The following is a 24,819-nucleotide window of genomic DNA, read 5'->3' as shown; positions in this document are numbered from 1 at the left end:
CCGAAACGCCCGGAGCCTGCAGACCGCCGTCATGGAAGGCAGTCCTTCCGGCATGCCCGCGAGCCGGATGTGCGGGACCGCTTCAGCAAGAGATCGCCTTCCGCAGCGAGCCTTTTAAGTTTCTCGCCAACCGCGCGCCCGGCGTCTATTCGCGACCTTTCGTTCGGGGGATGACATGGCGGTACAGGTGCTGAAACGGGGCGACGGTCGGCGCCGCGGTCTAATCGCCGACTGGGATCTGTGGCTCCACCATGCGGACGAGCTCTATCTTCGCTTCGTCGAGCGGGTCGGCGAGTCGCCGTTCAGCTATCACGAGGTCGCGTGCACGGGGTTCCTCGCGTCCGCCGCGGCCATGGCCGGGTTCATCCCGCTGGCGGAATACGAGATCATCAAACGCGCGAAAGCGGACCGGCGCACCAAGGCCGACGGACGGGCCGACCTGTGGTTCGCCTCTCCGGAACGCGCCTATTCGTTCGAGGTGAAGCGTGCCTGGCTGGCGGCGACACCCGGCAATCTAAAGGAGCGGCTGGCGGCCGCCGCCGACGACATCGCCTGCATCCCCAGGGACGAGTACCATCACGCGGCGGGTCTCCTGATCGCCAAGGTCAGGGATGTGCACCGTCAATACACCTACGAGATGGTGGCGCAGGATGGCGACGTCGATCTGGCCTACAGGATCGGACCCGAGGGAGAAGAGGGGGCTTACCTCTATTTCAAACTCACGTGCTGAGAGGGCGTCTCGGAGATCGGCGAGGGCGCGACTCCGTCTAGGTTCGCCCGATGACCCGTGAAGACCTCGACCTCGCCCTGGACCGCATGATGAACAATGCGCCGGACCAGCAGCCCGGGGTGATCATGGTCGAGGCCAATCACTGGTGCGCCGACCTCTCTGCGGTTCGGGCGACCTGCGCCTCGCTCACCGACGGCATGCGCTATCGCAACATCAAGATCCTGGTCTCCTCCGCCTTCACGACGGAGGTATTGTCGCGCGCCGACGCCGGCGAGCGCGGGGAACCCTATCGGGACCTCACGGCGGGGCCTGAGACCGCATAGCCGGCAAGGCTTGCAGCGCTGACGTGAGAGCCGCGACGTATCGCGACCCCTCGAACACTGGAGTTCGGCTGGGCTATTCGCGAACCGCGTGTATCCTCTCGTCCCGGTCGCTAGCCTGATGACGGGCTCCGCTTCTCGAGCACAGGATGCCGTTGATTGTCGATGATCCGAAACAACTCTGGTCTCGCCGTCGGCATTGAGCGGCCGGGTGTCTTTAGATGAGCGTCTATCGTCCCGTTGATCGGGTCTTCGCCCCGGTCGACGGGGACAAGGAGATCACGCCCGACCTCATTCAAGCCTGGGGGCGTCAGGTGACCGGGTCGAAAACCTGGTCCGAACTCCTCGAAATTCCGCGCGTCGTCATTCTGGCTGAAGCCGGCAGCGGCAAGACACGCGAGTTCGAAGAACAGGTCAAACGTCTGCGAGGGGACGGCGCATTCGCCTTCTTTGGCCCGATAGAGGTGATCGCTGATCGAGGCCTCAAGGACATCCTCTCCCACCAAGATCACGAGCAGTTCGAAGCCTGGGTCCGGTCGAGCGCGCCAGCCTGGTTCTTTCTGGACTCGGTCGATGAGGCCAAGCTCACACGCAAGAGTCTGGATTTCGCGCTGAACAAATTCTCTCGCGAACTCGCGACCGCTCATGACCGGGCGAATGTTCTGATCTCTTGCCGAGGAAGCGATTGGGAAGTCGGAGATCTTGATCGGATCGATCAGGCTTTGCCGGCGCCCATTCCGACCCCCGCGATATCGGTCCATGTCGGACCCGACGAGGTTCTGCTTTCGGTTCTAAACCACAGCGCATCGACCTCGATCGCCCAAGCGACTGGACCCGCACGACGCGCGAAGCCGACGATCGTGCGTCTCGTGGATCTGTCGACCGCGCAGCGCAGGGGGTTCGTCGCGGCGGAGGGAGTTTCGGATTCTGAGGCTTTCGATGACGCGATTGATCGCAACGGCCTGTCCGATCTGGCTTCCCGCCCGGCCGACCTCCGGCTCCTGATCGACTATTGGAAAAAGAACGGCCGCTTCGGCACCTTGGCCGAGATGATGGATGTCGCCATCGACGCCCGTCTGCAGGAGCGGGGCGATCGGCCCGACGCGTCCTTCCTGACCGACGAACAAGCCCGCCTCGGGGCGGAGCGAATGGCGGCCGCCATGACGCTCGGTCGATCCGTCACAGCCATGTCCGGCGATCCCGACCACCCCGCCGGCATCGGCACCGACCCCGCAAAGGTATTGCCGGAATGGACGCTTCAGCAGCGAGCGGCCCTTCTCAGGCGCGGGGTGTTCGCCATCGCCACCTATGGCCTGGTGCGGTTCCACCATCGGACGGTGCAGGAGTATCTATGCGGCGCCTGGTTCAGGAGAATCCTTCGCGAACCCGGAACTGAACCCGCCGTTCGAGGCGTGATCTTCGCGGAGAAGTACAACGTCCACACCGTTCCGCCTTCGCTGCGGCCGGCGGCGGCATGGCTGTCCCAGCAGAGCGACGGGCTGGCCCGTGCCCTGATCGAGTGCGAGCCGATCGTCCTTCTGGCATGGGGAGACCCGGCGGCCTTGTCGTTAAGAGACCGAGCCCGCCTGCTTGAGGTCTATGCCGAGCGCGACGTGGTGGGCAATCTATCAGACCACCACATCGATCAGCGCGCTCTGTGGATGTTCGCCGAGCCGGGACTGGCGGACGCCATTCGCGCTGTCTGGTCGGGGGCCGGAGACAGTTTTCAGCTCGAGCTCCTTCGAATTATCGAGCTGGGCAACATCGCCGCATGCCTGGATCTCGTGCGCGAGGTCGCGTTGAATATGACGGCGGCGAGGTACAATCGAATCTACGCTGCGCGTGCCCTCGAGGCCTGCGCCGATGAAGTGGGCCTTCGAACTCTCGGGGCCGACCTGGTCGCGAACGCCGCGGACACAGGACCAGCCCTTGCGCCGTCGTTAGCGCTGGCCTGTTTTCCGCGTGGACTGTCCGTGGCCCAACTGATCACGGTCATGGACCTGAGCCGCCCCGCCCGCGAATATCAGGTCGAGGGTTTCGGCTACGCCCTCGAAGAGCTCTGGGAGAAGTGCGCGGACGCCGCGATGCGCGAATCCTTCATGGCCAGCGTCGCCGACCTTTGTTTTCAACTTCCCCATCAGGACTACGATCCCGTCTCAGCACGTCATCGGATTCTCGCGAACCACCTCAGCGGAATGTGTCGACGTGCGGTCCTGGCCTCGGATGTCGATGGCGTAACGCCGGCCCTCATTCGTCTCTTACAGGCCAGTGAGCGGTCTCGCGATGACGACAGATCGGACGACGAGCCCAATGTCTACGCGCTTGTTCAAGCTCGACCGGAGTTGAAGCACCGCCTGTTCTGGGCGGACGTCGTTTTCGAGCGCGAGCACGCAAGCGACGACCACCCGGTGGTTCATTTCTGGCAGCTCTGGTGGCATGGACGCCGCTACTGCCAGCCCACGATCGCCGACCAGGCTTATTTTGAAGGCCGTCTTATCGTCGGCGATGTCGGCGACCGACGCATGGCGTTGAGCGTCCTTTGGGTCCTCGCCCGGGAGCGTGAGGACGCTGAAACGGCGCTGGATGCGCTCGCCTTTCAGATCCAGGACCAACCGGTCATCGCCGCCGACCTCGCCGAGCACCGGGCGCCGCGTCCACGTCGGGAGAAGGAACTGGAGTTTGAAGCCAAGCAGGTCGAACGCGAGGAAAAGCGCGCCCAGCGTCAAACCCGTGATCAGAAGACCCTGCTCGACCGCCGCGCCAGGCTCCAGGCCGATCCCAGTCTGCTGACGGAGCCGAAGCGGCTCGCTCGGTGGCCCGGCCCGCTGGAGCTCGACCAGCTCACGGAATGGCTGGCCCAGGCCACCAAGAGCGACCGGATGACGGTGGCGGACCGATGGAGGGACCTGGAGGCGGCTTTCGGCCTGCCTGTTGCCGAAGCCTATCGCGATGGCATGAAGGCCATCTGGCGGATCACTCCGCCTGAACGTCCCGTCTGGAACGGCGGCACGCGTACCGTCAAGCGAACCACATTGCTGGCGGCGGCGGGATTGGCGCTCGAGGCATCTGAAGACCCTCGTTGGGTGGAACACCTCAGCCTCCCGGAAGTGGAGCGGGCGTCACGGCATGGCGTTTGGGGCGACCATGGCTATCCCGAATACCTGACCGATCTGCTGCGGGTTCACCCGGACATCGCCGCGCCTCTGGTGCTTGAAGAGCTTGGTCGTGAATGGCGTAGAACAGCCAACAGCTACACGCCGTTTCTCTATCAAGCGGAAGCCGGTGGCTTGCCGATCAGTCCGACGCTGCGCGCCGGCCTCCTGGCCTTTATCCTGGGCCCAGACTCTAAGTTCCGGGACCGCTCAGGATCCGCCCAACAGATCATGCGTCGGATGGAGGTCCTCAGCGAAGGCGAGCGAACGGCCTTTGTCCGTCTCGCCAAGCGTCGCTTCGCCAGGGCCGAAGCGACCGAGGACCTGGACCGGACGATCGGCAATCTCGCTATCCTGATGGAATTCGACGCCCGGGTCGGCGTTCCTGCTCTTGAAGCTTACCTAGAACGGACGGCGGACATCGCCGGCCACGCCGAACTGGTCTGGGCGCGTCTTTTCGGAATGTCTCAAGGGCTGGTCCCACGCATCGCCCCCATGACGGTTTCCCTGCTGAGCGCCTTGACCCGCTTGGCCTACCTCTATGTTCAACCCGACAAAGACGTCTGGCGCGACGGCGAGCTCACACGCCGTGACGACGCCCAGACGGCGAGGAACGCGGTCTTGACGCGCCTGATCGATCAAACCGGGCTCGCCGCACACCAGGCGGTCTCGACAATGGCGGACGCCATGCCGTCTCCACACCGTTCCGTGCGATTTCGGCAGCTGGCCCGCAGAATGGCCGAGAGGGATTCAGAACCGCCGGCCTGGACAGAAGCCCAGGTCAGAACCTTCGAGGTGGACCACATCGCGCCGGTCGCATCCGGGGCTGACCTGCTGCGCCTCGTGCTCGCTCTGTTGGACGAGATCGCGCTGCGTTTCGTCGAAGCCGACACCTCGTCCGCCGCCGTTGTCCGATCCGCCGTCGACGAAAAAGCGGTCCAGCAATGGCTGGCCGAGGCCCTGGAGCTGAGAGCGGGCGGCCGGTTCAGAGTGCATCTCGAGAAGGAAATCGTGCACGGCGACCTTCCTGACATCACGGTGAGCTCGACGACCTCAGAAGCCGAAGTCGCCATCGAGGTGAAGCACGCCGGTAAAGGATGGTCGCTTCCCAAGCTCGAGTTCGCCTTGCGAGATCAACTCGCGGAGCGCTATCTCAAGCCCGCCTACCGCCGCCACGGCGTTCTGGTGATCAGCAACCATGCGCCGCGCCAGTGGATCGACAAGCCGAGTGCGCGCCGCCTGTCGTTCGCCGAGGTCATCGCGCATCTTCAGACCCAGGCGGCCGCCATCCGGGAAAACGCCGCCGGTCCGATCGTGGCGACGGTCCGCGGCCTTGACGCCTGGCTGAGCGAAACCGCCAAGCCGGTGGTCGCGGACGTCTCTGGCCCCGATCCGTCAGTCGACTAGGCCTGGCGTTAGCTCGCGACGACGAAGGTCGCCAAGAGGGACAGAAACGCAAGGAAACCGCCGAGCATGGTCCAGACGTGGGAGCGGTTGATGGCGTTCCAGCCGCTGTCGGTCAGCTTGTAGGTGTGGCCGACGCTGTCGAACATCGGACCCTTGGGAAGACTTCCGTCGGGCGCGAGCCTGCCTCTGGGCACGGCTCTCTCCATGATTTCCACCCAGCCCCGCATCTCGCAGGTGAGCAGAATCGCGTCCGTTCTGTCGGAATCCATCAAGGCGCGTTCGATCACCCTCACGTCGCCAGGTTGGAGGATGAGGGCCACGCGCTGACGAGCCAGTCCCTTCAGCACCTCGCGGATTTCCCGTTCTTCTCGCCAGTCGTTCAGCACGGCGTCCCCTTTTCGTGTCGGCTCAGCATACCCCTTGATGCGTCAATATTGGTCGTGTGCTTGAGATCCACACCTTGCGCGTCGGCCCGGTTTGGCTACCGCTCGAAAGCATCGGTCCGGGATCGGCCGCGCGGGACACGGTATGCTGATCAATTCCAGGCTGGTGACGATCGACAGCTCGCATTGGATCAACCTGACCAAGGCGGCTCGTTCTGCCTCCTCAGCGATGCGGGAGAAGGCCTACGCCTTCCCGCAACGCCTGCTCGATCGGGGCTACCTGCTGACGCTCAGCTGGCACCATCTCGAGGAACTGCTCTCGATAGAGGACGACGCGATCGCAGAAGCTCGGCTGGCCTTTATCGCCGATTTGCCGCACGTGGCCTGGATTCGCAGCCTCGATCCGGCGCAGGCCCTCGGCAGCATCCTGGATATCGTCGCCGCCGAAGTTCAGGCCATCGCGGCCGGGGCGGCCACGCTCTCTGACGTGCGAGATTGCGCCAAGACGACCCTGATCCGGTACGGATCCGGTCTCGACGCGCTTGAGCCGGGGCTGTGGGTCTGGCGGGCCCTGCGGCCCGAGTTCATCAGACGCAATCACGCCGCGCGGCGGCTGACCGCCATCGCGCCGGCCAAGTTCACCGACGGCGCGGCGACCATGGCCGACCTGCTTGAAGGCCGGATGCGATCACCGGAAGACTCCCGGTCGATGCTGGCCGCCATGGCCAAGGCGCTCGGCCAGGAGATTTCCGACAAGGGCGATCTTCGAATCCAGGATCCCCAAGGGGTCGCTGATGAGTTCTTCGAAGAGGTCGCCGACATGGCGCCTTGGCGCGCGTCCTCGGTGTGGGATTTCATCGTCCAGACCTCAGCCATGCGAGGTCTCGACGCGGATGAAATCAAGCCGGACATGACGATCGACCAGATCGGTGAGATCTGCGTGTTTCGGAGCACGCTGCGGACCGTCGCGGAAAAACTTGATCGGCCCTGGGACGACTTCCGCAGGTCCATACGCATGGAGCAGTGCCCGCACTGGGTCATCGAAGACAGCCTCGCCCGCCATCGTCAACAAGAGCTGAGGCGTGAAGGCGGGGATCTCAACGACGGCTATCTCGCCGTCTTGGCCGCCTACGTCGATCGCCTGTACGTCGACAAGCGCAAGGCCGAGAACTTCAGGCGAGCGAACGCAAAGGTGGCGGCGTTGAAGCCCCTGATCGGCGGCGTTCGGAAGGCCGCCAATTACTTCGATATCCCTGACCAATTAGATGCCGACTAGGGCCAGCTAATCACTGTCCTCGACGGTATCGATCAAGCGCTAAGGGCTCCGCCCTCGCGCGGGCCAGGGTGAAGCGGCTGCGCCGCCGTCCCGGCCGGTCTCCCCGACCTTCCGCGCCTGCCATGGATCGAACGTTTCTCTGGAGGGGCAGGCTTGTGCAGGTCGGGCGATCCCCCTCCGGCCGGTCCGCCCTGGCCCTTGCTACCCCGGTCTCGCCGACGGGCAGGGTTTCAGGCGCGCAGTTCGCGTGCCTGCAACCCATGCCCAAAGGAGGCAGACATGACTGCTCAATCCATCCAGACCGCCGCGACGGAGCCGCAGCACGGCGAAGAGATCACCGTGCCGCTTAACCGGCTCAAGGCCTCGCCGAAGAACGCGAGGAAGACCCCGCACAGTCCGGTGACCATCGAGGCCTTCGCCGCCTCCATCAAGGCCAAGGGGGTGTTGCAACCGCCCGTGGTCGAGGTCGAGCGGAACGGGGAGGGCGCCCCGACCGGAAACTATCTCGTCACCATCGGCGAAGGGCGGCGTCAGGGTCTGAGGCTGCTGGCCAAGCGCAAGACGATCAAGCGGACCCATCCGGTTCGGGTTGTCGTGGACGCGGAGAACGACGCCCACGAGATCAGCCTCGACGAGAACATGACCCGCGAGGCCATGCATCCCGCCGACCAGTTCGAGGCCTTCAAGCGTCTGGCCGAGGAGAAGGGCTACGGCCCCGAGGAGATCGGCGCCCGGTTCGGGGTGTCGGCCCATGTGGTGCGTCAGCGGCTCAGGCTCGGGTCGGCGGCGCCGGAGCTGATGGCGGCCTATCGGGGCGAGACGCTGGCGCTCGACCAGCTGACGGCCTTCTGCGTCAGCGACGATCAGGACCGGCAGCGTCAGGTGCTGGAGCAGATCGGCCCGCACACCCCGGCCTACGCCATCCGCCGCGCCATGACCGAGGCCAAGGTGCGCGTCGATGATCGGCGGGTCCGCTTCGTGGGCGTCGAGGCCTATGAGGCGGCGGAGGGCGCCGTGCTTCGCGACCTGTTCACCGAGGACGGCGGCGGCTGGCTGGAGGACGTGGTTCTGCTGGACCGGCTGGTCGGCGCGAAACTGGCTGGCTTGGCCGAAGAGGCGCGCGAGCGAGAGGGCTGGAAATGGGCCGAGGCCAGCCTCGACCATCCGGGCGTCTCGGAGTTCGGGCGCGTCTATCCGGTCGCGGTCGAACGGTCGGAGGCGGACGCCGCCGAGATCACGGCCTTGTCGGAGGAGTACGACGGGATCGTCACCGAGGCGGGCGTGGATGGGCTGTCGCCCGAGGCGGACGCGCGGCTGGAGGAGATCGACAAGGCGTTGCAGGCCTTCGGCCCGGACTTCGACTACCTCGCCGACGCCAAGGCGCGGGCCGGGGTCATGGTCACGCTCGGACACGACGGCCTCGCCCGCTTCGAACGTGGACTGGTCCGCGCGGAAGACGTGGTCGCGGACCCGCCCTCGCCGTGGGAAGCGGAAGGGACGCGAGAGGAAGAGGCGCCGGACGGTGGTCAAGGCGGCAGGTCGGGTCCCGACGCCGATGCGTCCGACGACGATGGCGGACGAGCGCTGTCGGATCGGCTGGTCATCGACCTCACGGCCCATAAGACCATGGGCCTTCGCGACGCCGTACAGGCCGATGTGGGAGCCGCCTTGGCGACCGTGGTCCACGCCCTCGCCCTGCAGGTCTTCTATCCGACCTATGGCGTCTGGACGCCGCTGCAGCTTCGGCTGACGGCCAGCGGACTGGAACGGCAGGCGCCAGGGGTGGACGACGGCCCCGCCGGTCGCCGGGTCCGGGAGCGGTGTGAAGCGTGGGGCGCGCGCCTTCCCGAGCAGCCGGAAGACCTCTGGGGCGTGGTGGCCGGGCTGGCGCCGTCAGACCAGTTGGACCTGATGGCCTGCTGCGCCGGCGTCGGCCTCTACGCCGTGCGCGATCCGCACGACCGGAGGCCCGGCGCCTGGGCGCAGGCCGAGACGCTGGCGACGGCGGTCGGCCTCGACATGACCGGCACGTGGTCTGCTACGGCGGCCAGCTACTTCTCGCGCGTGTCCAAGGCGCGGGTGCTTGAGGCGGTGACCGAAGCCGTCAATCCTGAGGAAGCAGGCCGGATCGCCGGGTTCAGGAAGGGCGACATGGCCGAGGCCGCCGAACGGCTGGTCGAAGGCAAGGGCTGGCTGCCGTCGGTGCTGCGGACGGTGTCGGACGCGGCGGAGCCGGAAGACGGAGGCGTCGAAGGGCCCCGTGATGACGAGGCCTATTCGTTCGCCGCCGAATAGCCCCCCGGATGCGAAAACTCGCCGCGCGCCCTTTAGGGGCGCGCGGCTTTTTCTTGCGCAGCCGAGCCGTGGGTCGGCTGGAAAAGGTGCTTTCGACGATCAGCACAAACTGACTAGTCTGGCGGCAGGCGACTGCCGTCGCGAGCCAGTTACGAAAGACATCACTCTCTTGCAAAAAGTCAGCACGGACATGTTGCTGAAGCCGATGAGTTACATCGGTGCTGCCATTTCGGAGTGGCGTCTACTTCAGCAGCTAGAGGGCCATATGGTCCCGAAGATTATATCATTCGACGTCCGAGTGGGATTTCTCAAAAGCGTCGAGATGCTGAAAGAGGTCTCGGCGCTCCTGTCGATGCACGCGAGCCTTCGCGTCATAGAGGCGGGTTGGGAGGAGGCGGTCGCACAGATCGCACCGAACCGCCCCCTGAGCCGACAGGAACTGCAGAACCTGATCGTCTACGCCGACAAGGTCGTGAGCGTCTTTGTTGCCGATGCGACGGCGCTGTCTCTGATGGCATTGGCCCCTGGACATGCGGACTACAGCGGTTCGGAGACACCGCTTTTTGGAAAGGCCGTCGATGACGCCTTTCCGAGCGCAGCGCCGAGATTGTTGATGCTGGGCGTTGCCGTGCGGCGGGTCTGTGGACCGCGAGCGTCATGCATCTGATGCGGGCGCTCGAACCAGCACTTCAGGCGCTGGCGCTATCGGTCGAAGTTCAACCAGATCAGAACTGGAACAGCGCGTTAAACCAGATCGAGACGAAGCTGCGCGCTATGCAGAAGTCCACACACGGCCCCGAGGATGAGCATTGGGCCTCGGAGGCTGTCCTCCAGCTACGAGCGATCAAGAATGCGTGGAGGAACCGCGCCATGCATGGTGTGGTCCGCTACGGTGAAGACGACGCCGTCCGGATATTTGAGTCGGTGAAATTCTTCATGCAGACCTTGGCGCTTCGCTTGACCGAATAGCGCCTCCGTCGCCGGAGGCGGCACTCATATGGCGAACCTGAACTACCGGGACAGAGCCCGAAAGCATGTTGCGGAAGCTCGCGCGCGGCTCGCGGAAAGCGGCGAGGCCGCCGCGCGTCAGGCCTGTCTGGCCCTGCGCATGGCGATTGAAGCTCTGACCTACCAGAACCTTCAAGCCTATCTCGCTGAGACGCCCAACAGCGTCATGACGCAATGGACGCCGAAGAAGGTGATGGATGAGCTGTTGGCGGCGGACCCGCACGCCGACCAGACGGTCACAGTGTTCTTTGGGATCGAAGAAACCCCGGGCGTACCGTCGAAGGACATGCAGTTGCTCGGCGAAGACCGGCGTTTCACCCAAGCTTGGGGCAACAAGGCGCACAACGCGCTGGGCAGCTTCCTGCACGAGCCGACCATCCGCCAAACGGAGACGGGCAAACCTACTGAGCAGCAGGCTCGGACCAAGGCCGTCGAGATCGCCGATGAGCTGGACCGCATCCTCGCCACGTCGCTGTTCGGCGTGAACATGGGCGAGTACATTTCGTTTGACTGTGACTGCGGCTTTCACGTCAAGCGCCGCGCCTCGGTCCTCTCACACGACGACAAAGTCATATGTGGCGGCTGCGGCCGGCACTGGATCTATAAGAAGCTCGAAGGCGACCCGGCCTACGGCTTCATTCTGGACGGCTGTTCGTTCGATTGCCTGAGTTGCCAAGAAATCTGCCAGGTGCCGGCGCATGAGATTGGCGACGGCAAGATCGTCACCTGCGCCGCATGCGGGGCGAAGGCGGAGGTCTTTACGCAATTCGCGGTCCGGCCCGCCCCGGCAGAGACCGGTGACGCGGGCGCTGAAGGCGGGGCGTCCCCAACCTCTTGACGATCAGCATCATCTCAACTCGTGCGTGCCGGGCGTTCTCGCTTGATCCCGCCCAGCTTGTCTTCCAGGGAAGGGATGGTCCGGTGCGATCGTCGGGCGCCTTCGGATCGGCGGCATGGCAGTTCAAGAAATCGAGGAGAGACGCTTCAACGCGTTGGCGGGATACACCCGCAATCCTCGAACGGTGGCGTCAGTCCAGGAATTCGCCTGGTTCGAAAGTGATGACGGCCGTGTCCTCGGGGTTCAGTTCTGGGACCGGTTCGATCGCGATTTCGCTTGGATCGTCCTCGGACGGGACGAACGCGCCCAGTTTCGGATGGTTGACGTAGATTCCAGCCTCGCCTCGGCCGACGAGGCCCGGGTCGACCTTCTCAACGCCATGGCGCGGTGGCAGGCGGGCCCTGATGAAGACATGCATCAAGGTTGGGACGGAGAAGGCGAGGAGCCCGTCGAACCGCCTCCGCCGGTCGATTTCTTCGCCCCGATCACCCCCGAACAGGATCAGCATCCGACGTTCAAGGTGCTGGTGAATGATCCGCGCTACTCGCCCGCCCGCGAGCTGATCGCGGCCATGATGCGCTATCACAAGGATGTCGATGGCAACTTCGTCCAGCAATTCCAGACCGTCGGCTTCGACGCCCGGCTGTGGGAGCTCTACCTCTTCGCGGCGTTCACCGAGCTCGGGTTTGTCCAGACTGGCGATGGTGTCGCGCCGGATTTCGTAATGGCCAGCCTACGTGGCTCGCTGGGCGTCGAGGCCACGACGGCCAATCCCCCCCAGGGCGTGCCTGTTCCGCCAGCTCCGACGGCGGACACGCTCCAAGACTACCTGGAAAACTATGTGCCGATTAAGCTTGCCCGGACGCTGAAGAAGAAACTCCGCAAGCCAGAGCCCTATTGGCAAGCGGAGGGGATGGAAAACGTCCCCTTCGCCATTGCGGTCCAGGATTTTCACGCACCCGGCGCCATGACGATGATCGTCCCTGCCGCGACGGAATATGCCTTCGGTGTTCGCCATTCGATGCGTGAGGGCGTCCGGCAGGTTGAGTGGATCGCCGACCATCGCCGGGGCGACGTCGTCGAACCGAGCGGCTTTTTCCGCCTCCCGGCCGGCGAGAACGTCAGTGCCGTTATCGTCAATCCGCAGGGCACGTTGGTAAAATTCAATCGCCTCGGCTTCATCGCGGGCTTTGGCGACCGTCGTGTCCGAATGGTTCGTCATGGTGTCCGACGCCATGATGGCGCCGCTGACCCACGGCCCCGTCCGTTTGTCGATCAGGTCCATGAGCCCGGCTATGCGGAGACGTGGGTCGAAGGCATGGTCGTGCTTCACAACCCCGGCGCAAGAATCCCGCTTGATCCCGACCTGCTGCCCGGCGCCACACATGAATTCTTGGAGCCGGACGGGCGGATCATGTCGCGGCTGCCAAACGAACCGCCTCCCTATTTCTCTCGCACAGCGGTCTTCATCGAAGGCGACGCCGAGGGAGACGCCGATGTGCAGGAAGACTAATCGAGCCTTGCCGGGGCGGCCCTCATCGGGGAGACTCCCCCGATGAAGACGAGCCTCGAACATCTGCCATCGGGCAAGCGCCGGGAGCTAGAACACGTCGCGCATATCCTGCGGTCGTCGTTCGACGAGGCGATCTCGACTCGCAAGGCTCCTCGCCTGAAGGACGGCAGGCTGCTGAAGATCATCCTGTTCGGCTCGCATGCGCGAGGCGACTGGGTAGAGGACCCGATCGGGCGCTACTTTTCGGATTTCGACCTCCTAGTCGTCGTCGATCACGAAGACCTGGCCGAAGACGAGTTCTGGAGCGGCGCGGTCGACCGCATCCTTGAGGACACTTCATCGGGCGAGCATCTGCGGACGCCGGTCACGTTCATCGTTCACAGCCTCAGCGAGGTGAACGAGCAACTGAGCCTCGGTCGTTACTTCTTTGCCGACATCGTTCGTGATGGCGTCGTGCTTTTTGATAGTGCGGGCGCAAAGTTCGAGAAGCCCGGCGCCATTGCTGCCGGCGTGGCCCTGACCGAGGCGGCTGCGCACTTCGAAAAATGGTTCAAGGACGGCGAGTATTCGATCGAACGCGCTCGAAACAGCCTGCATGATCGAAAGCTGAACTGGGCCGCTTTTGACTTTCATCAAGCCGCAGAGCGCTTCTACCATTGCACTCTTCTGGTGCTGACCCTCTACAGCCCGAAGTCCCACAACATCGTCTTCCTGCGCCGACGTTGCGAGGATCTGGATGCGCGCCTCGCCGAGGCTTGGCCGCAGGAGGACAAGTTCCAGCGCCGCTGCTTCGAGCTGTTGCGAGCGGCCTACGTCAAGGCGCGCTATTCGCCCCACTACCGGATCACGGACGCTGAACTGACCTGGCTGGACACGCGGATCGTCGTCTTGCGAGATCTCGTGAAGACGGTGTGCGACGAGCGCCTGGCCGAACTGTCGCGGCAGTCGGGCTAATGCTGCCGACCTTTCCTCGCATTCAGCAGCACCGGATGGAGGACAACTTCCTCACCGTGAACATGCTCGCCGCACAGATGTCTCCGATGCTCGGGATGGTCTCGCACAACATCCAGTTCGAAGGGGCCGGGCACGCGATCGAGCGCCACGACGACACCGTCAGCGAGACGGCGATGACCACTGTCACGGCGGAGCTGACCTTCTCGATGGACATGCCGCTCGATGATTTCACCCCGGCCGAGCTGCTACGTCGGCTTGGCGAACTGGCGGAGCAGAAGGCGCGGGGGACATCGAAGTATTTCTACGCAGAGATCAACAAGGCCACCGAGGCAGTCGGCAATGTGGTTGACGGCGGCGGTCAGCCGCCCTCCGAGGACCTGCTGATCGACGCCTATTCCAGGATGGAGCATACCTTCGACGCCGATGGCCGTTGGAAACCGCCGACCTTGTTCACCGGCGGCAATGCCCAGCTCATCAACGACATCCACGCATCCGCCTCGTTCCAACGAAGGCTCGGCGACGTCCTGAGGCAGAAAAGAGATGACTACCGTCGTCGAGAGGCTGATCGAGTCCTGGCTGGATAGCCAGACCGAGCGCCGCTACCAGCCCGCCTTCATCCAGCTTCTCGTTTCGGAGGGGTGGACGGTCCTCCATAATACACGTCACTCGCCGATCGAGCTCGGCAAGGACGTAATCGCTCGCGATCCCGTTGGTGTCCTTCATTGCTTCCAGCTCAAGGGCAATCCCGGTACTCGCGTGACGAAGAGCGAAGCCCAGACGCTTCTGCCGCAGGTCATCGAGCTGGTCGAACTTCCGCCGTCCGACTTCTACCGGACCTCGAAGGATGAACGGCATGTGGCGGTGTTCGTCACCAACGGGACGATCGACGAAGAGGCCGAGATCGTTTTCGCCAAGGCGGCGGAGAGGACCGCCAAGGACACCTGCGCAGCCTCCTCGCTGGAGCTCCTTGGTCGCGGCGAACTGCTAGCCCGGTTCGTTAAGGCCGCAGGCCAAGTGTGGCCGACGACCATCGAAGGTACGCGCCAGCTGCTCAACCTGATGGCGCAGGACGGGCGTGCGATGCCTGATCCCAAGGTCATCGCCGAGGTCCTGACGGCGACGGCTCCGCCGCCCGCACCTGGGACGTCCCAGCCCGAGCGCTCCGCCCACCTGAACGCGATGTTGTTGGTCGCGGAGATCGCCAAGGCTCCGTGGTATGCGACCTCGAACCACTATGCGCTGCACGCCATCACCGTGCTTGCGGCTATGCATGGTCTGCGGTTCGCCGACCAGCCGGCGCGCAAGACCGCGGTGGTGAATTACGCGAGCCTCGCGCTGGAGCATGGTCACGACCTCCTGTCGGAAGCGCGTGCCGCGCGCTTCGATCCCGCCACGATCTGGTCCGAACAGGACACGCTGAGCGAATTTGACATCATGCGGGAGCGGGGGCGTCTCGTGGGCGATGTCGCCGCGACGTTGCTTCTCGCTGACGCCACAACGGATTCCGGTGAGCGGACGTATGCGGCCGATGTCGTCAGAAAGACCTTCGAAGCGCCGATGATGTGGGGCTTCGCCTGCGTTCCCGCCTTCATCATTCGATGGTGGGCAATGGCCCGGATCGATGCGACGCAGCAGCCCGATCGCCAGTTCGCCCAGGTCTTGGGCGCGATCATCGACGCCAGTCTCGGTCAGGCCGGACGGTCGCCCTTGCCGGGGCCGTATTACGGCTTCCTCGACGTCTGGGCGTGGATGAGTGACATCCGTTACGTCGGCGACGACGCGATTTTCGAAGACAACTTTTCGCGCAGAGTCTGGTTCGGGCGGGCCATGCTGCAGATGATCGCCAAGAGGAATTGGAAGCAGACGAGCAAGGGGCTTTGGTCGTCGTATTCAAAGCCCATCCATGAGGAGCCTGACCTGCCTGCGTCGCAGTTCAACGACGCCCGGTTGGTCAGGGGGCAAGGTCGGCTCCGATCCTTCACCTTCCAGCGAAAAGAGTGGGTGGAGCTCATCGCCGAAGCCGTCGACGAGCACGAGGGCGCGTTTCTCCAACCGCACGCGGACCTCGCCTGGCTGATCGCGGCCTACGTCGCTCTGGTGCCCTATCGCGCCTGGACCGGTGTCCTCATGTGGCTCGACCACAGGCTGAACGCGACCTGGTACGCGCCGGGCCGGGTTGCGAGTTGACGAGGCGCCTTTAGAGCATCGCGACAATCCCCGGGGCCACGTGGGTCGGCCAGTATTTGACGAGCGGCAGGCAGGCGAGGCGGTAAACAAGCCAGCAGGCGTAGACGGCGTCGGGGTGGAAACAACCGCCAGCCGGCAGCATGCCGTGCGCTACCTGGTGACGCAGCGCGGGCCCGGGTTGATGAATGAACAGCATCTCGACCTCGAACATCAGATCGACTCCGAAGATGCGATCCATGTCGGGTCTGAGTTCAGAGGACAGGAGCCCGCTGAGCGCCCGATCCTGCTGCAGCAGGTTTGGCTTCATCTTCGACGTATCGACGTCGGCGTTGAGCATGACGTGCCGAATGCCGTGTTCGATGAGCGGGGTGAGTAGATAGGTCGCTGAGGCGAAATCGCCTTGCCAGAAGCGTGCGAAGCCCAATGCGAACAAATATTCGTGGCCCCGAGGTATGAAGGGGCTGAGCTCGGCGATCGCTGCAAAATGCCGCTGTTCCAGAGGGAACCGATCGAAGATCGCTTGGCGCGCTGGCTCGATGTGCCCGCCGACCATGAACGAGCGGTGGATCCCGAGCGACAGCAACGCCTCTTCCTTGAACCAAGCCTCCGTCGGTTGGTCTGACGCAGCGCCCGTCTCGGACGTCGTCTTGCCTTCGGCGTCGGCATAGCTGCCGCCGAACAGCTTTTTCGAGACAAATTTATCGAGGTTTTCGAGGGCCTCTTTGCGTAGGTCGTCCCGCTTCGGAGAGTCGACAATCAAAGCGAATTGCAGAAGGGCTTGGGGGAGATCGAAGTTGTCGTAGAGGTCGAAAGTCTCCGCCCGCTCATCGGCCACATCGATCGGGATCGTCTGACTCACGTAGTCGTCCAGAGACTCATCCTGGAGGTCACGGAGCTCACCTCTGAGCCGCTGGATGCGTGCCTTGTCGTTGCCGCCTGAACGAAGTTCCCCGATCGCAACTCTCGTCCAATAGGCTTTCGTGTGCGCTGACGAAACTTCGTCTCTCAGCACCAAGGTCAGATCGACCATTCGCCCGACACACCGCGCAGCTGCCGCCTTGTCGCCAGACCGATTGTAGGCTTCAGCCGCTAGGCTCCACGCCATCTTGCGAGCCATGGCCCAAGTCCGAGGCCCGGGTGCATCAGCCAGCGCTTCGGCCTTCGGTGCGATCTCAGCATGAGAAAAGACGCCGTACTCGACACCCAGATGGGCGAGCCGAACGTAGGCGCTGAAGTCTGTCCGGTGTCGCGCTGCTTCTAGCACGCGCCGGAAGGCCTGATCGACGGACGAGGGCATCTTGCGCCGGCCGTGGAGCCGTGCGGAGATTTGCATCGCTCGGTGCGCGTAGGCTAGCGAAAGGCGCTCGCCGAGGTCCTCGTCGGCGTTCGGTCTCGTCATCCGCTCGTCGATGCATGTCACATAGGCATCGACCGCGGTTCGGCCCGCCAAGGTCAGGGTGTGGTCGTTCTCCCAGGCGACGTCCGCGAGACGAGCGCGGAGAGCCGAGTTGCCGATTTCCGGCGCGATCGCCGACAACACGGCGCTTTGCGCGCCCCTGAAATCGCTCGCGATATGGCTTCGCGCATCCATGCCGACGCGCCGGGCACCGAACGGCCCGGCTGGATCGTCGGGCCGGAGGGGAAGACCTACGAGATGAGAGATCAGGTCGAGGGCGCGTCCGTGGCCGTCAGCGCCGGTCGACCTCGCGGCTTCCGCCGCATCATAGAAGGCGCGCCTGAGCAGCCATTCGTCCGGGGCGATGCCAGCGACGACGCTATCGATATCCAGACCTTCGAAATCGCCCAGCTCTGCGACCAGGACAGGTTCGTGAGGGGGGGCGGCGGTTTCAGACTCGGACATGATCAGACGGGGTCCTTGGACGAGTAGCCGATCGCGTGTGACGTCCAGGGCATGCGAAAGCGCTGCGCGCGTCACCTCGACTCGCATTGCCAGCGTAGGAGCCGTCTTTCCACAGCGCAAGAACAAAGGCGGAACAAAGCGATTGCCGTCATTCAACGTGGCGCCTAGAGCCCGCTTGGGTCGGTTGGCTGGACTGGAGCGAACCGTGAGAGAACAGGGTGTACGACGCGTGCCGCGCGAAGACATTGTCCCGGCAGTCGGGGTTCGGCTGATTGTGTGTTGCGACAGCCCGGTCTGCAATCACGCAGTCCTGATGGATCCTCGCCCGGTCTTCGGTGCGTCGCGCTATTGGCCGGCGGTCGGTCAGTCCTATCGGTTCCGATGCCAATGCGGGCATCGGGTGGCGCAGGTGTCCTACACGGACAACGCCGATCAGGCTGAAGGGCCGATCTCGGCCGCAGCGCTCAAGCTCTGGTTCTAGGGTGCACAGGCCTTTTGGGCCGCCGGCGCCCCCGCGGCTCGTCACGGTGCAGTCCGCCCGGCGCCACGGGCTGTTGTTGCGGATCGCCTATGAGCCTTGCGGCAGGAACGAGTCTATCGAGGGCGCCGCCTTACCCGTGATCCCGCGCGCCATAGCTGTCGGTGAGCTGTGGTTCGCTGGGCGATTTCGGTGTGCGACCTGCCGGCGGCCTGCGTCCCGGCTTGAGCTGATCGAACGCGGACAGCTGCAGAAGACGTTGGAGCGGTGGAGTCTCGGCGAACCTTTCGTGGCGGAACGTCTGCGCCGACATTGGAGGCATGATCCCTACGACCGGCGTGACTGGCCCGCGTGGTTCAGGCGGCAGTGACCATCCGTCTCTCCTGCAACCGGCCAGCCTTGCGCGGCCTCTCAATGGCCTGATCTGACCGAAGGCCGTCCGGCTTCCGCAACCGCTCGTTCGACTTTCTTCCCCGGCCTGCGGCCTTCCTCGCGAGACAAGAAAGTCGCTCTCCCGGTCCTTCGCTGCGCTGCGGGGCCTCGAAGCGCTCGACCTGCGGGCCGTCCGGTCTCCGGTCCGTCGATCGCCATCGAGGCCGCGGCAGGCGTGGCCCGACATCAGCAAGGAGAGACTTCAATGGCCACCATCGGCACCTTCACCCAACAAGCGGACGGCAACTACAACGGTTCGATCAAGACGCTCACCCTCAACGTCAAGACGGCCCAACTGCGGGCCAACGAAAAGACCGACGAGAAGGCGCCGGACTTCCGCATCTTTTCCGGCCAGACCGAGTTCGGCGCGGCCTGGAAGAAGACCAGCCAGCAGAACCGCGAGTACCTCTCGGTCAAGCTCGATGACCCCAGCTTCCCGGCGCCGATCTACGCCTCGCTGGTCGAGGTGGAAGGCGGACACAGTCTGATCTGGTCCCGCTAAGCAGTCGCGGCGGCGCTCCCCAGCGCCGCCGCCTCTTCGAGGCACTGCGATGGAGAGCCTGAGGTCGCCGGAACCGACCCAGAATCGTCACATCGCGCCGAGGGTGTAAGACGGAGACTGAAAGGGCGGACATGTCGGACGCATCAAACCATTCAATCGAACGCGCGCGTCACGCCTACGACGCGCTGGCAGCGGCCGAGACCTATGCGGCGGCGAAGGATGCCTGGGAGGATTTTCTGATCCATTGGCATCGAGGGATCAATCGGTGTGACGCACTCCGCCCTCGAAACGGCGCCCACGGCCGGTCCTACGATCGGGTCACAGCGGACCCTGCGCTCGCCTATCTGCGGGCGGCGCGAAACGCCGACGAGCATGGCCTCGCGCCTGTAGCGACACTGCAGGAAAGTGCGATCGCCATCGGTGCATTTGGCGGATACGAGCCCGGGATCAGAACCGGTGCGTCGGGTGAGGTGATCTACACCTTCACACCGACCAGCGATGACCCTCCGCCGTTCATCGCCTTCGTGCCGGAACATCTACGCCTGGACGCCATCGTAGACCGCGCCGGCACTTTTCCCGTGCCGCCAGAGTACGACTATGAGGTCGGTGAAATTTTGCCCGCCGTCGCCCTGGCCCAACATGGGCTCGACTTCCTGATGAGTGAGGTCAAGAACCTCAGCGGATGATGGCGGTCTGCCAATCGTTTCCGATCTTCAGGCACGCACCGCCGTGAGAGAGTTCCGCCTTTCGCTGGGCGGAGATCAGCCTATCTCTCTGTCGAAGAGTGCAATGAAAGGGCCGGTCATGAGCGAGACTACCGAGCGCGCGGTCCTCGCTGGGGGCTGCTTCTGGGGCATGCAGGATCTCCTGCGTCGATACAAAGGGGTGGTCTCCACCCGGGTCGGCTACAGCGGCGGGGACGTTCCCAACGCCACCTACCGGAACCACGGGACCCATGCGGAGGCCATCGAGATCATCTTCGATCCGAAGGAGATCAGCTACCGCCAACTGCTCGAGTTCTTCTTCCAGATCCACGATCCAACGACGGTGAACCGTCAAGGCAACGACAGGGGCCTCAGCTACCGGTCGGCGATCTACTACGTCGACGAGGAGCAGAAACGCCTGGCCGAAGAGACCATCTCGGAGGTCGACGCGTCCGGCAAATGGCCCGCCAAAGTGGTCACGGAAGTGGAACCCGTCGGACCTTTCTGGGAGGCCGAGGACGAGCACCAGGACTATCTGGAGAAGTATCCGGAGGGATACACCTGCCACTTCGTCCGGCCGGATTGGGCGCTGAAGCCGGCCGTCTAGGAGCTGAGGCTGAACAGCCGAAGCGACACTTCCCGCCTGGTTGGGGCACCCTTCAGGGCGGCGGGCGAGCGGCCGGGACCGGCGGCCGAGGGGAGGGCGGGGAGCCCCGTAAGCCTGCGGGGCGAAGGGGATCAGTGTCTAGGGCAGGATAGGCTTTGCGCCGGCAATGTCTGACAGACCCGCTCCCCGATGGATCGCCTCACCCTTCGCGTTTCGCCCGACCTGCTCCGACGGTTCGACGCCGCGGCGGCCGACCAGGGCGGCCGTTCCCGTCTGCTCCGTCGGCTCATGGAGCAGGCGGCTCAAGCGCCGTTTCCCGAGCCCGTGCGGTCGCCGCCGGCTGCCGGCTCGGGTAAGCTGACCCTCAGGTTCGGTCAGCCAGACTTGGCCCTGCTGGAGGCCGAGGCGGCGTCGACGGGGCTGTCGCGAACCCAATGGACCGTCGCCCTTGTTCGTCGGCGCCTGCACGACCGACCCCAGCTCACCCGCCACGAAGCGTTGGCCCTGATCGAGATGCGGCGCGAGCTCCGCCGGATCGGCGTGAACGTCAACCAGATCGCCAGAGCCCTGAACACGGCGGTGCTCGACGGCCGGGTCCTCGATCTGGAGGTCGCCCAGCTGGCCGCCTTCCGGGACGAGATCGCGGTCTGGATCGACAGTCTCGGCGAAGCCTTTCAGGGCAATCTCGCCTACTGGTCCGCCAGGGTATGAGCGACTTTCGCCCAGCCCGGGGCTTCGAGGAGGCGGTCCGCCCGCCGGTCGATATCCGACGCGCCAGACTGACGCCGGCGGTCCTTAAGCCGTCGCGCTCGACCGAAGACGACAGCCCTGCGGCCCGGTTCGCGCGGGTCGCCCGCGGCGCGCCCGAGGTGATGGTCAAGATCACCGGACGGACCCGCGACGGCGGTCATCTCGGCGCCCATCTCGACTACATCAGCCGCAACGGCGCCCTGTCGCTTGAGGGCCCCGACGGCGAACGTCTGTCGGGCCGCGCCGACGTCCGCGATCTGGCACGGGAGTGGAGCGCCGAGCTGGCGATGGAGCCGGGTCGTCGTCGCGACGCCCCGGTGTCCCTGTCCATCGTGTTGAGCATGCCCAGGGGCGTCGATCCGCTTCGCCTGGAGGATAGCGCGCGAGCGTTCGCGACCGACCTGTTCCGCGACCGCTTCCCCTACGTCTTCGTCCTCCATGACGAGGGGAAACATCCCCACGTCCATCTCACGGTGCGAATGCTCGGCCGCGACGGCGAGCGTCTCAATCCGCGCAAAGCCGATCTGCAGGTTTGGCGAGAGCAGTTCGCCCGACGCCTTCGCGAACGGGACGTGCCGGCGGAGGCGACGCCGCGACGGGCGCGCGGGATCGCGCGCAAGGCGGAGACGACGCCGGTGCGCAAGATGAGGGAGCGCTACGTCTCCGGACGAGGTCCGCTGCCCCGCGTGCTAGAGGCGGCCTATCGTTCGGCCTTGGGAGGTCGATCGGATCAGAAACCCTGGCTCGAAGCGATACGCGCGCGCGAGCAAAAGGTGCGGCGCGCCTTGGTGGCCGAAGCGCTCCGTCTCTCCGGCGGGGGAGCGAGTGATCGCGCCTTAGCCGCGCTCGTGGAGCGCTTCGTCAGGGCGCGACCGAATCCGGAGACGCGAGACGAGCAATTGCAGCGCCGCACGCGTGAGCGGTCGGGACCCGACAAGGGGGAGCGCTAGGCGCTATGTCCCCATACGCCTGTGCAAGGCGCGCCTATTCGGCAGGCTCAAAAGCGGCTTGGCGGGCGGCCTTTGGAGCCGCCTCTCTAGGCCGCCTGGGGGCGGGCGCTGGCGCTGGGGCAGGCGCGGCTGCTGAGGCTAAACGCTCTTCAAAGGTCTGGCCTGCATAGGCTCCAATCCCATCGCGAATGATGGTTCGGATCAATTCGTTCTTGGTTATGCCCAGTGCGAAGCCGAGATCCTTGAGGCGTCTGTCGATATCCACCGGAAGGTAGACCGTCCTCAGCACCATGTTTTCGGTCGATTCTGTCATCACCATCTCCTACGCGTTCATATGTACATATGAATGCGTCAACTTCAAGAGAGATGCCGGAATATCTAGCGCTCAACGGGTCCGAGTCTGGGCGTCGAGGTGAGCCTTCACATAGGGTCGGAGGATGGCGTCGGCCATGTCGCCGAGCGACATCAGGGACGAATAACCCGGATGAACGATCCGGGAGTGACCCGGGGCATGCAGGTTCGGCGCGCCTCTGCCGAGGGGCAGCGACAGGTCCTCCGCCATGCCTTCCTCCATCCCGGCCGGGTTGGCGCCGATCCGGTCGCGTAGTGAAGGAACCAGCCAGTCGCGGAACCACCAGCCGTCGAACCCGCGGGCGTCGATCACCACGAAGGCCGAAACGGGAGGCCCTGGGATCGCCGTCTTGGACGGCGGGGTGGGGTCCTTGGAGATGTCATAGGTGACGACCAGCGCGCCGTTCGAATCGCCAGCATCTTCCAGCTGAACGCCCGTCGCCGTGCCGGGCGTGTAGAGGACATTGTCCGCCCGCGTCAGATCCTCGATCACCGCCTGCCACACGGCGCCCCGGGTCAGACGATCGCAGAACTCCCGACGCTTGGCGAACGACAGGGTACGCCAGACCTCGATGTTCTCGAACATGCGGTTCTCGAAGGCGCTATCCGCACGGGCATACAGCGTCGGCTGAGACCCGATGATGCGTATGGTCTTGCGCACCCCGGCCTTGACGAGCCAGCCGGCGATCGCCGCGGCTGTTCCACCCGCTCCGATTATCACCAGGTCCTCGTCCGCCTCGTCCGCCTCGGCCCTGCGGGCGATGTCCCGGATCTCCTCCCGGAAAGTCCAGAAGCTCGCGCCGTCGTAGACGCGTCGGCTGTTCGCGCCGTCGCCCATGACCGCGAGGGGAGGACCAGAACCGGTGATGACGACCCCATCGAAGCCGGAGAAGCCGTCGCGCTGTCCGTCGTCGTTCACGAAGCCGACGGTCCAGGCCCCGTCTTCTCGACGGAGGGAGGTCACATCCTCGCGGTGAATGTCGCCGGCGGTTTGCCGGATGGTCCCGGCCACATAGTCGGCGAAAAGACCATGCGAGGGCCGGCGTCGCCCGTCCGAAACCCAGCGTCCATAGTCTCCGGCCTGAACCAGGTGAGCCGCCCAGGAATGGTCCGCGAACATGCGCGACGCGACGGCCGTGCCGAAGACTCCGCCATAAGGGAAGCCGAGGTCACGCTCCGCCGGCGTGCACAGGAGCTGGACACCGTCCGTATAGCCGGCGTCGCCGCGCCAATGTGCGCCGAGCTCCTCCTTCTCGAAGACGACGGTGGTGATCGGAGCCTGGTACAAGGCGCGCAGGCAGGCGACCTTGGCGCAGATCGCCGCAGCCTTGGGGCCGCCGCCGACGATTGCGAGCATCTTGTCGGTCATCCGGCGTCTTCACCGTCTTGTTTGCCGCCGCGTTGGACGATCGTCAGGACGCCCGAGGGAAGCGGCTGCTGAAGCGCCTTGGCCTCATCCCAAGGCGCCCGCATCCAAACGTCGCGCTCTTCCGCGGTTCGCAGGATCACCGGCATTGCCTTGGGGTGGAAGGGCGCGACATCGGCGTTGGCGTCCGTCGTGAGGAAGCCGTAGGCGTCGAACTCTTCCCAGCCCTTGCTGATCATCCGCACGCAGGCATGCGGGGTCCAGACGCCAGCGAAGAAGGCGAGCGGCAGATCCTCGTTCAGGGCGAACCAGACGCTGTCGCCTCGGTTGACCTGATCGGGCTCGTTGAAGGCCGTGAACGGAACCAGACATCGGTTCTCCGGCGCGAGCCAGGGCCACCAGTGTCGGCTTTCGGTGCGCCGGACGTTGGTCGTGCCCTTGTCGGGCTCCATCCGCAGCAGTTCGTCGAAGTCGAAAGGCTTGCCCTTGGCGCGCAGCTTGTCCGCTCGCTTGGTGGCGGCCTCGAAGAGCGCCTTCTTGCTACTCGGCATGCCCCAGCGCGCCCTGGCGAGCAGCAGGGAGCCGTCCGCCTGACCGCGCAGGATCGGTCCCGAATAGTCGGGAAAGACCGCCGGCATCGGGCCGAAATTGCCGATGTCCTTGGTCATTGCGGCGACCATCTGGAGGATGGCCGAGATATGCTTGGACAGGCTGTAAAGATTGCACATGCAGACAGCGTGGCACAGCTAAGCCTG

General features: G+C 64.7%; 25 protein-coding genes. 18 read left to right on the top strand and 7 right to left on the bottom strand.

Annotated features, from left to right (window positions below; translation table 11 throughout):
• Positions 1-175: 175 nt before the first annotated feature.
• Together GGR13_RS10815 and GGR13_RS10810 are read left to right on the top strand one after the other, a co-directional pair.
• Complete coding sequence (locus GGR13_RS10815) at positions 176-730, top strand: hypothetical protein (protein WP_183213534.1); 555 nt, start codon at positions 176-178, stop codon at positions 728-730.
• Positions 731-780: 50 nt separating this feature from the next.
• Entirely contained in the window at positions 781-1,053 is a 273-nt protein-coding gene (locus GGR13_RS10810; protein WP_183213533.1) for a hypothetical protein, read from the top strand.
• A gap of 110 nt (positions 1,054-1,163) precedes the next feature.
• Here GGR13_RS10810 and GGR13_RS10805 read toward each other — a convergent pair whose 3' ends face one another.
• Together GGR13_RS10805 and GGR13_RS10800 are read right to left on the bottom strand one after the other, a co-directional pair.
• Positions 1,164-1,811 (bottom strand): hypothetical protein, encoded by a 648-nt coding sequence (locus GGR13_RS10805; RefSeq protein ID WP_183213532.1) that lies wholly within the window; start codon positions 1,809-1,811, stop codon positions 1,164-1,166.
• 30 nt (positions 1,812-1,841) lie between these two features.
• On the bottom strand, positions 1,842-2,381 hold the full coding sequence (locus tag GGR13_RS10800; protein ID WP_183213531.1) for a hypothetical protein: 540 nt from the start codon (positions 2,379-2,381) through the stop codon (positions 1,842-1,844).
• A 330-nt stretch (positions 2,382-2,711) separates the two neighbouring features.
• Here GGR13_RS10800 and GGR13_RS10795 point away from each other — a divergent pair, with 330 nt between their 5' ends.
• Positions 2,712-5,609: a hypothetical protein gene (locus tag GGR13_RS10795; protein WP_183213530.1), complete on the top strand. Its 2,898-nt coding sequence runs from the start codon at positions 2,712-2,714 to the stop codon at positions 5,607-5,609.
• Between the two features lie 8 nt (positions 5,610-5,617).
• On the opposite strand, the gene GGR13_RS10790 is transcribed toward GGR13_RS10795, so the two are convergent.
• Positions 5,618-5,995, bottom strand: coding sequence for a hypothetical protein (locus GGR13_RS10790; RefSeq protein ID WP_183213529.1), 378 nt, complete (start codon positions 5,993-5,995; stop codon positions 5,618-5,620).
• 142 nt (positions 5,996-6,137) lie between these two features.
• Here GGR13_RS10790 and GGR13_RS10785 point away from each other — a divergent pair, with 142 nt between their 5' ends.
• The 9 genes from GGR13_RS10785 to GGR13_RS10750 all read left to right on the top strand — a co-directional run bounded on the left by GGR13_RS10785 (position 6,138) and on the right by GGR13_RS10750 (position 16,063).
• A complete protein-coding gene (locus GGR13_RS10785; RefSeq protein ID WP_183213528.1) occupies positions 6,138-7,268 on the top strand; it encodes a hypothetical protein in 1,131 nt (376 codons plus the stop codon).
• Between the two features lie 279 nt (positions 7,269-7,547).
• A complete protein-coding gene (locus tag GGR13_RS10780; protein WP_183213527.1) occupies positions 7,548-9,563 on the top strand; it encodes a ParB/RepB/Spo0J family partition protein in 2,016 nt (671 codons plus the stop codon).
• Positions 9,532-10,230 carry a hypothetical protein gene (locus tag GGR13_RS16525; RefSeq protein WP_221230613.1) on the top strand — a complete coding sequence of 233 codons (699 nt, stop codon included), beginning with the start codon at positions 9,532-9,534 and terminating at the stop codon, positions 10,228-10,230. Before GGR13_RS10780 ends, GGR13_RS16525 begins: the two co-directional genes overlap by 32 nt.
• Entirely contained in the window at positions 10,230-10,532 is a 303-nt protein-coding gene (locus tag GGR13_RS16520; RefSeq protein ID WP_221230611.1) for a hypothetical protein, read from the top strand. The genes GGR13_RS16525 and GGR13_RS16520 overlap by 1 nt, the downstream gene beginning before the upstream one ends.
• A gap of 28 nt (positions 10,533-10,560) precedes the next feature.
• Complete coding sequence (locus tag GGR13_RS10770; RefSeq protein ID WP_183213526.1) at positions 10,561-11,409, top strand: hypothetical protein; 849 nt, start codon at positions 10,561-10,563, stop codon at positions 11,407-11,409.
• 379 nt (positions 11,410-11,788) lie between these two features.
• A complete protein-coding gene (locus GGR13_RS10765) occupies positions 11,789-12,922 on the top strand; it encodes a hypothetical protein (protein ID WP_221230609.1) in 1,134 nt (377 codons plus the stop codon).
• 42 nt (positions 12,923-12,964) lie between these two features.
• Positions 12,965-13,876 carry a HEPN domain-containing protein gene (locus GGR13_RS10760; RefSeq protein WP_183213524.1) on the top strand — a complete coding sequence of 304 codons (912 nt, stop codon included), beginning with the start codon at positions 12,965-12,967 and terminating at the stop codon, positions 13,874-13,876.
• Positions 13,876-14,460, top strand: coding sequence for a hypothetical protein (locus GGR13_RS10755; protein WP_183213523.1), 585 nt, complete (start codon positions 13,876-13,878; stop codon positions 14,458-14,460). Before GGR13_RS10760 ends, GGR13_RS10755 begins: the two co-directional genes overlap by 1 nt.
• A 271-nt stretch (positions 14,461-14,731) precedes the next feature.
• Positions 14,732-16,063: a hypothetical protein gene (locus tag GGR13_RS10750; protein WP_183213522.1), complete on the top strand. Its 1,332-nt coding sequence runs from the start codon at positions 14,732-14,734 to the stop codon at positions 16,061-16,063.
• 10 nt (positions 16,064-16,073) lie between these two features.
• On the opposite strand, the gene GGR13_RS10745 is transcribed toward GGR13_RS10750, so the two are convergent.
• Complete coding sequence (locus tag GGR13_RS10745; protein WP_183213521.1) at positions 16,074-17,924, bottom strand: DUF4209 domain-containing protein; 1,851 nt, start codon at positions 17,922-17,924, stop codon at positions 16,074-16,076.
• Positions 17,925-18,237: 313 nt separating this feature from the next.
• Between GGR13_RS10745 and GGR13_RS10740 the strand changes: the two genes are divergently transcribed.
• The 6 genes from GGR13_RS10740 (at position 18,238) to GGR13_RS10715 (ending at position 22,347) form a co-directional block, all read left to right on the top strand.
• Positions 18,238-18,405 (top strand): hypothetical protein, encoded by a 168-nt coding sequence (locus GGR13_RS10740; protein ID WP_183213520.1) that lies wholly within the window; start codon positions 18,238-18,240, stop codon positions 18,403-18,405.
• 634 nt (positions 18,406-19,039) lie between these two features.
• The gene (locus GGR13_RS10735) at positions 19,040-19,336 is read left to right on the top strand and encodes a DUF736 domain-containing protein (RefSeq protein WP_183213519.1); all 297 of its coding nucleotides are present in this window, start codon (positions 19,040-19,042) and stop codon (positions 19,334-19,336) included.
• A gap of 131 nt (positions 19,337-19,467) precedes the next feature.
• A complete protein-coding gene (locus tag GGR13_RS10730; protein WP_183213518.1) occupies positions 19,468-20,022 on the top strand; it encodes a hypothetical protein in 555 nt (184 codons plus the stop codon).
• Positions 20,023-20,140: 118 nt separating this feature from the next.
• Positions 20,141-20,647, top strand: a complete 507-nt coding sequence (msrA, locus tag GGR13_RS10725) for a peptide-methionine (S)-S-oxide reductase MsrA (protein WP_183213517.1) — start codon at positions 20,141-20,143, stop codon at positions 20,645-20,647.
• 189 nt (positions 20,648-20,836) lie between these two features.
• On the top strand, positions 20,837-21,358 hold the full coding sequence (locus GGR13_RS10720; RefSeq protein WP_183213516.1) for a MobC family plasmid mobilization relaxosome protein: 522 nt from the start codon (positions 20,837-20,839) through the stop codon (positions 21,356-21,358).
• Complete coding sequence (locus GGR13_RS10715; RefSeq protein WP_183213515.1) at positions 21,355-22,347, top strand: relaxase/mobilization nuclease domain-containing protein; 993 nt, start codon at positions 21,355-21,357, stop codon at positions 22,345-22,347. The genes GGR13_RS10720 and GGR13_RS10715 overlap by 4 nt, the downstream gene beginning before the upstream one ends.
• Positions 22,348-22,381: 34 nt before the next feature.
• On the opposite strand, the gene GGR13_RS10710 is transcribed toward GGR13_RS10715, so the two are convergent.
• The 3 genes from GGR13_RS10710 to GGR13_RS10700 form a co-directional block, all read right to left on the bottom strand.
• A complete protein-coding gene (locus GGR13_RS10710; RefSeq protein WP_183213514.1) occupies positions 22,382-22,660 on the bottom strand; it encodes a hypothetical protein in 279 nt (92 codons plus the stop codon).
• 72 nt (positions 22,661-22,732) lie between these two features.
• Positions 22,733-24,067 carry a SidA/IucD/PvdA family monooxygenase gene (locus GGR13_RS10705; RefSeq protein WP_183213513.1) on the bottom strand — a complete coding sequence of 445 codons (1,335 nt, stop codon included), beginning with the start codon at positions 24,065-24,067 and terminating at the stop codon, positions 22,733-22,735.
• Entirely contained in the window at positions 24,064-24,792 is a 729-nt protein-coding gene (locus GGR13_RS10700; RefSeq protein ID WP_183213512.1) for an SOS response-associated peptidase family protein, read from the bottom strand. Before GGR13_RS10700 ends, GGR13_RS10705 begins: the two co-directional genes overlap by 4 nt.
• Positions 24,793-24,819: the final 27 nt, after the last annotated feature.

The sequence above is a fragment of the Brevundimonas variabilis genome (assembly GCF_014199945.1).
In the GTDB taxonomy this organism is placed as follows: Bacteria; Pseudomonadota; Alphaproteobacteria; order Caulobacterales; family Caulobacteraceae; genus Brevundimonas; species Brevundimonas variabilis.
This window is presented reverse-complemented; position numbering and strand designations above follow the sequence as displayed.

Excerpts from the sequence above, each read along its gene's own strand:
- GGR13_RS10815 (WP_183213534.1), top strand. The coding sequence starts at position 176 with ATGGCGGTACAGGTGCTGAAACGGGGCGACGGTCGGCGCCGCGGTCTA.
- GGR13_RS10810 (WP_183213533.1), top strand. The coding sequence starts at position 781 with ATGACCCGTGAAGACCTCGACCTCGCCCTGGACCGCATGATGAACAAT.
- GGR13_RS10805 (WP_183213532.1), bottom strand. The coding sequence starts at position 1,811 with ATGGACCGATATCGCGGGGGTCGGAATGGGCGCCGGCAAAGCCTGATC.
- GGR13_RS10800 (WP_183213531.1), bottom strand. The coding sequence starts at position 2,381 with ATGGTGGAACCGCACCAGGCCATAGGTGGCGATGGCGAACACCCCGCG.
- GGR13_RS10795 (WP_183213530.1), top strand. The coding sequence starts at position 2,712 with ATGTTCGCCGAGCCGGGACTGGCGGACGCCATTCGCGCTGTCTGGTCG.
- GGR13_RS10785 (WP_183213528.1), top strand. The coding sequence starts at position 6,138 with ATGCTGATCAATTCCAGGCTGGTGACGATCGACAGCTCGCATTGGATC.
- GGR13_RS10780 (WP_183213527.1), top strand. The coding sequence starts at position 7,548 with ATGACTGCTCAATCCATCCAGACCGCCGCGACGGAGCCGCAGCACGGC.
- GGR13_RS16525 (WP_221230613.1), top strand. The coding sequence starts at position 9,532 with ATGACGAGGCCTATTCGTTCGCCGCCGAATAGCCCCCCGGATGCGAAA.
- GGR13_RS16520 (WP_221230611.1), top strand. The coding sequence starts at position 10,230 with ATGCGGGCGCTCGAACCAGCACTTCAGGCGCTGGCGCTATCGGTCGAA.
- GGR13_RS10770 (WP_183213526.1), top strand. The coding sequence starts at position 10,561 with ATGGCGAACCTGAACTACCGGGACAGAGCCCGAAAGCATGTTGCGGAA.
- GGR13_RS10765 (WP_221230609.1), top strand. The coding sequence starts at position 11,789 with ATGGCGCGGTGGCAGGCGGGCCCTGATGAAGACATGCATCAAGGTTGG.
- GGR13_RS10760 (WP_183213524.1), top strand. The coding sequence starts at position 12,965 with ATGAAGACGAGCCTCGAACATCTGCCATCGGGCAAGCGCCGGGAGCTA.
- GGR13_RS10755 (WP_183213523.1), top strand. The coding sequence starts at position 13,876 with ATGCTGCCGACCTTTCCTCGCATTCAGCAGCACCGGATGGAGGACAAC.
- GGR13_RS10745 (WP_183213521.1), bottom strand. The coding sequence starts at position 17,924 with ATGTCCGAGTCTGAAACCGCCGCCCCCCCTCACGAACCTGTCCTGGTC.
- GGR13_RS10740 (WP_183213520.1), top strand. The coding sequence starts at position 18,238 with ATGGATCCTCGCCCGGTCTTCGGTGCGTCGCGCTATTGGCCGGCGGTC.
- GGR13_RS10735 (WP_183213519.1), top strand. The coding sequence starts at position 19,040 with ATGGCCACCATCGGCACCTTCACCCAACAAGCGGACGGCAACTACAAC.
- GGR13_RS10730 (WP_183213518.1), top strand. The coding sequence starts at position 19,468 with ATGTCGGACGCATCAAACCATTCAATCGAACGCGCGCGTCACGCCTAC.
- msrA (WP_183213517.1), top strand. The coding sequence starts at position 20,141 with ATGAGCGAGACTACCGAGCGCGCGGTCCTCGCTGGGGGCTGCTTCTGG.
- GGR13_RS10720 (WP_183213516.1), top strand. The coding sequence starts at position 20,837 with ATGGATCGCCTCACCCTTCGCGTTTCGCCCGACCTGCTCCGACGGTTC.
- GGR13_RS10715 (WP_183213515.1), top strand. The coding sequence starts at position 21,355 with ATGAGCGACTTTCGCCCAGCCCGGGGCTTCGAGGAGGCGGTCCGCCCG.
- GGR13_RS10710 (WP_183213514.1), bottom strand. The coding sequence starts at position 22,660 with ATGACAGAATCGACCGAAAACATGGTGCTGAGGACGGTCTACCTTCCG.
- GGR13_RS10705 (WP_183213513.1), bottom strand. The coding sequence starts at position 24,067 with ATGACCGACAAGATGCTCGCAATCGTCGGCGGCGGCCCCAAGGCTGCG.
- GGR13_RS10700 (WP_183213512.1), bottom strand. The coding sequence starts at position 24,792 with ATGTGCAATCTTTACAGCCTGTCCAAGCATATCTCGGCCATCCTCCAG.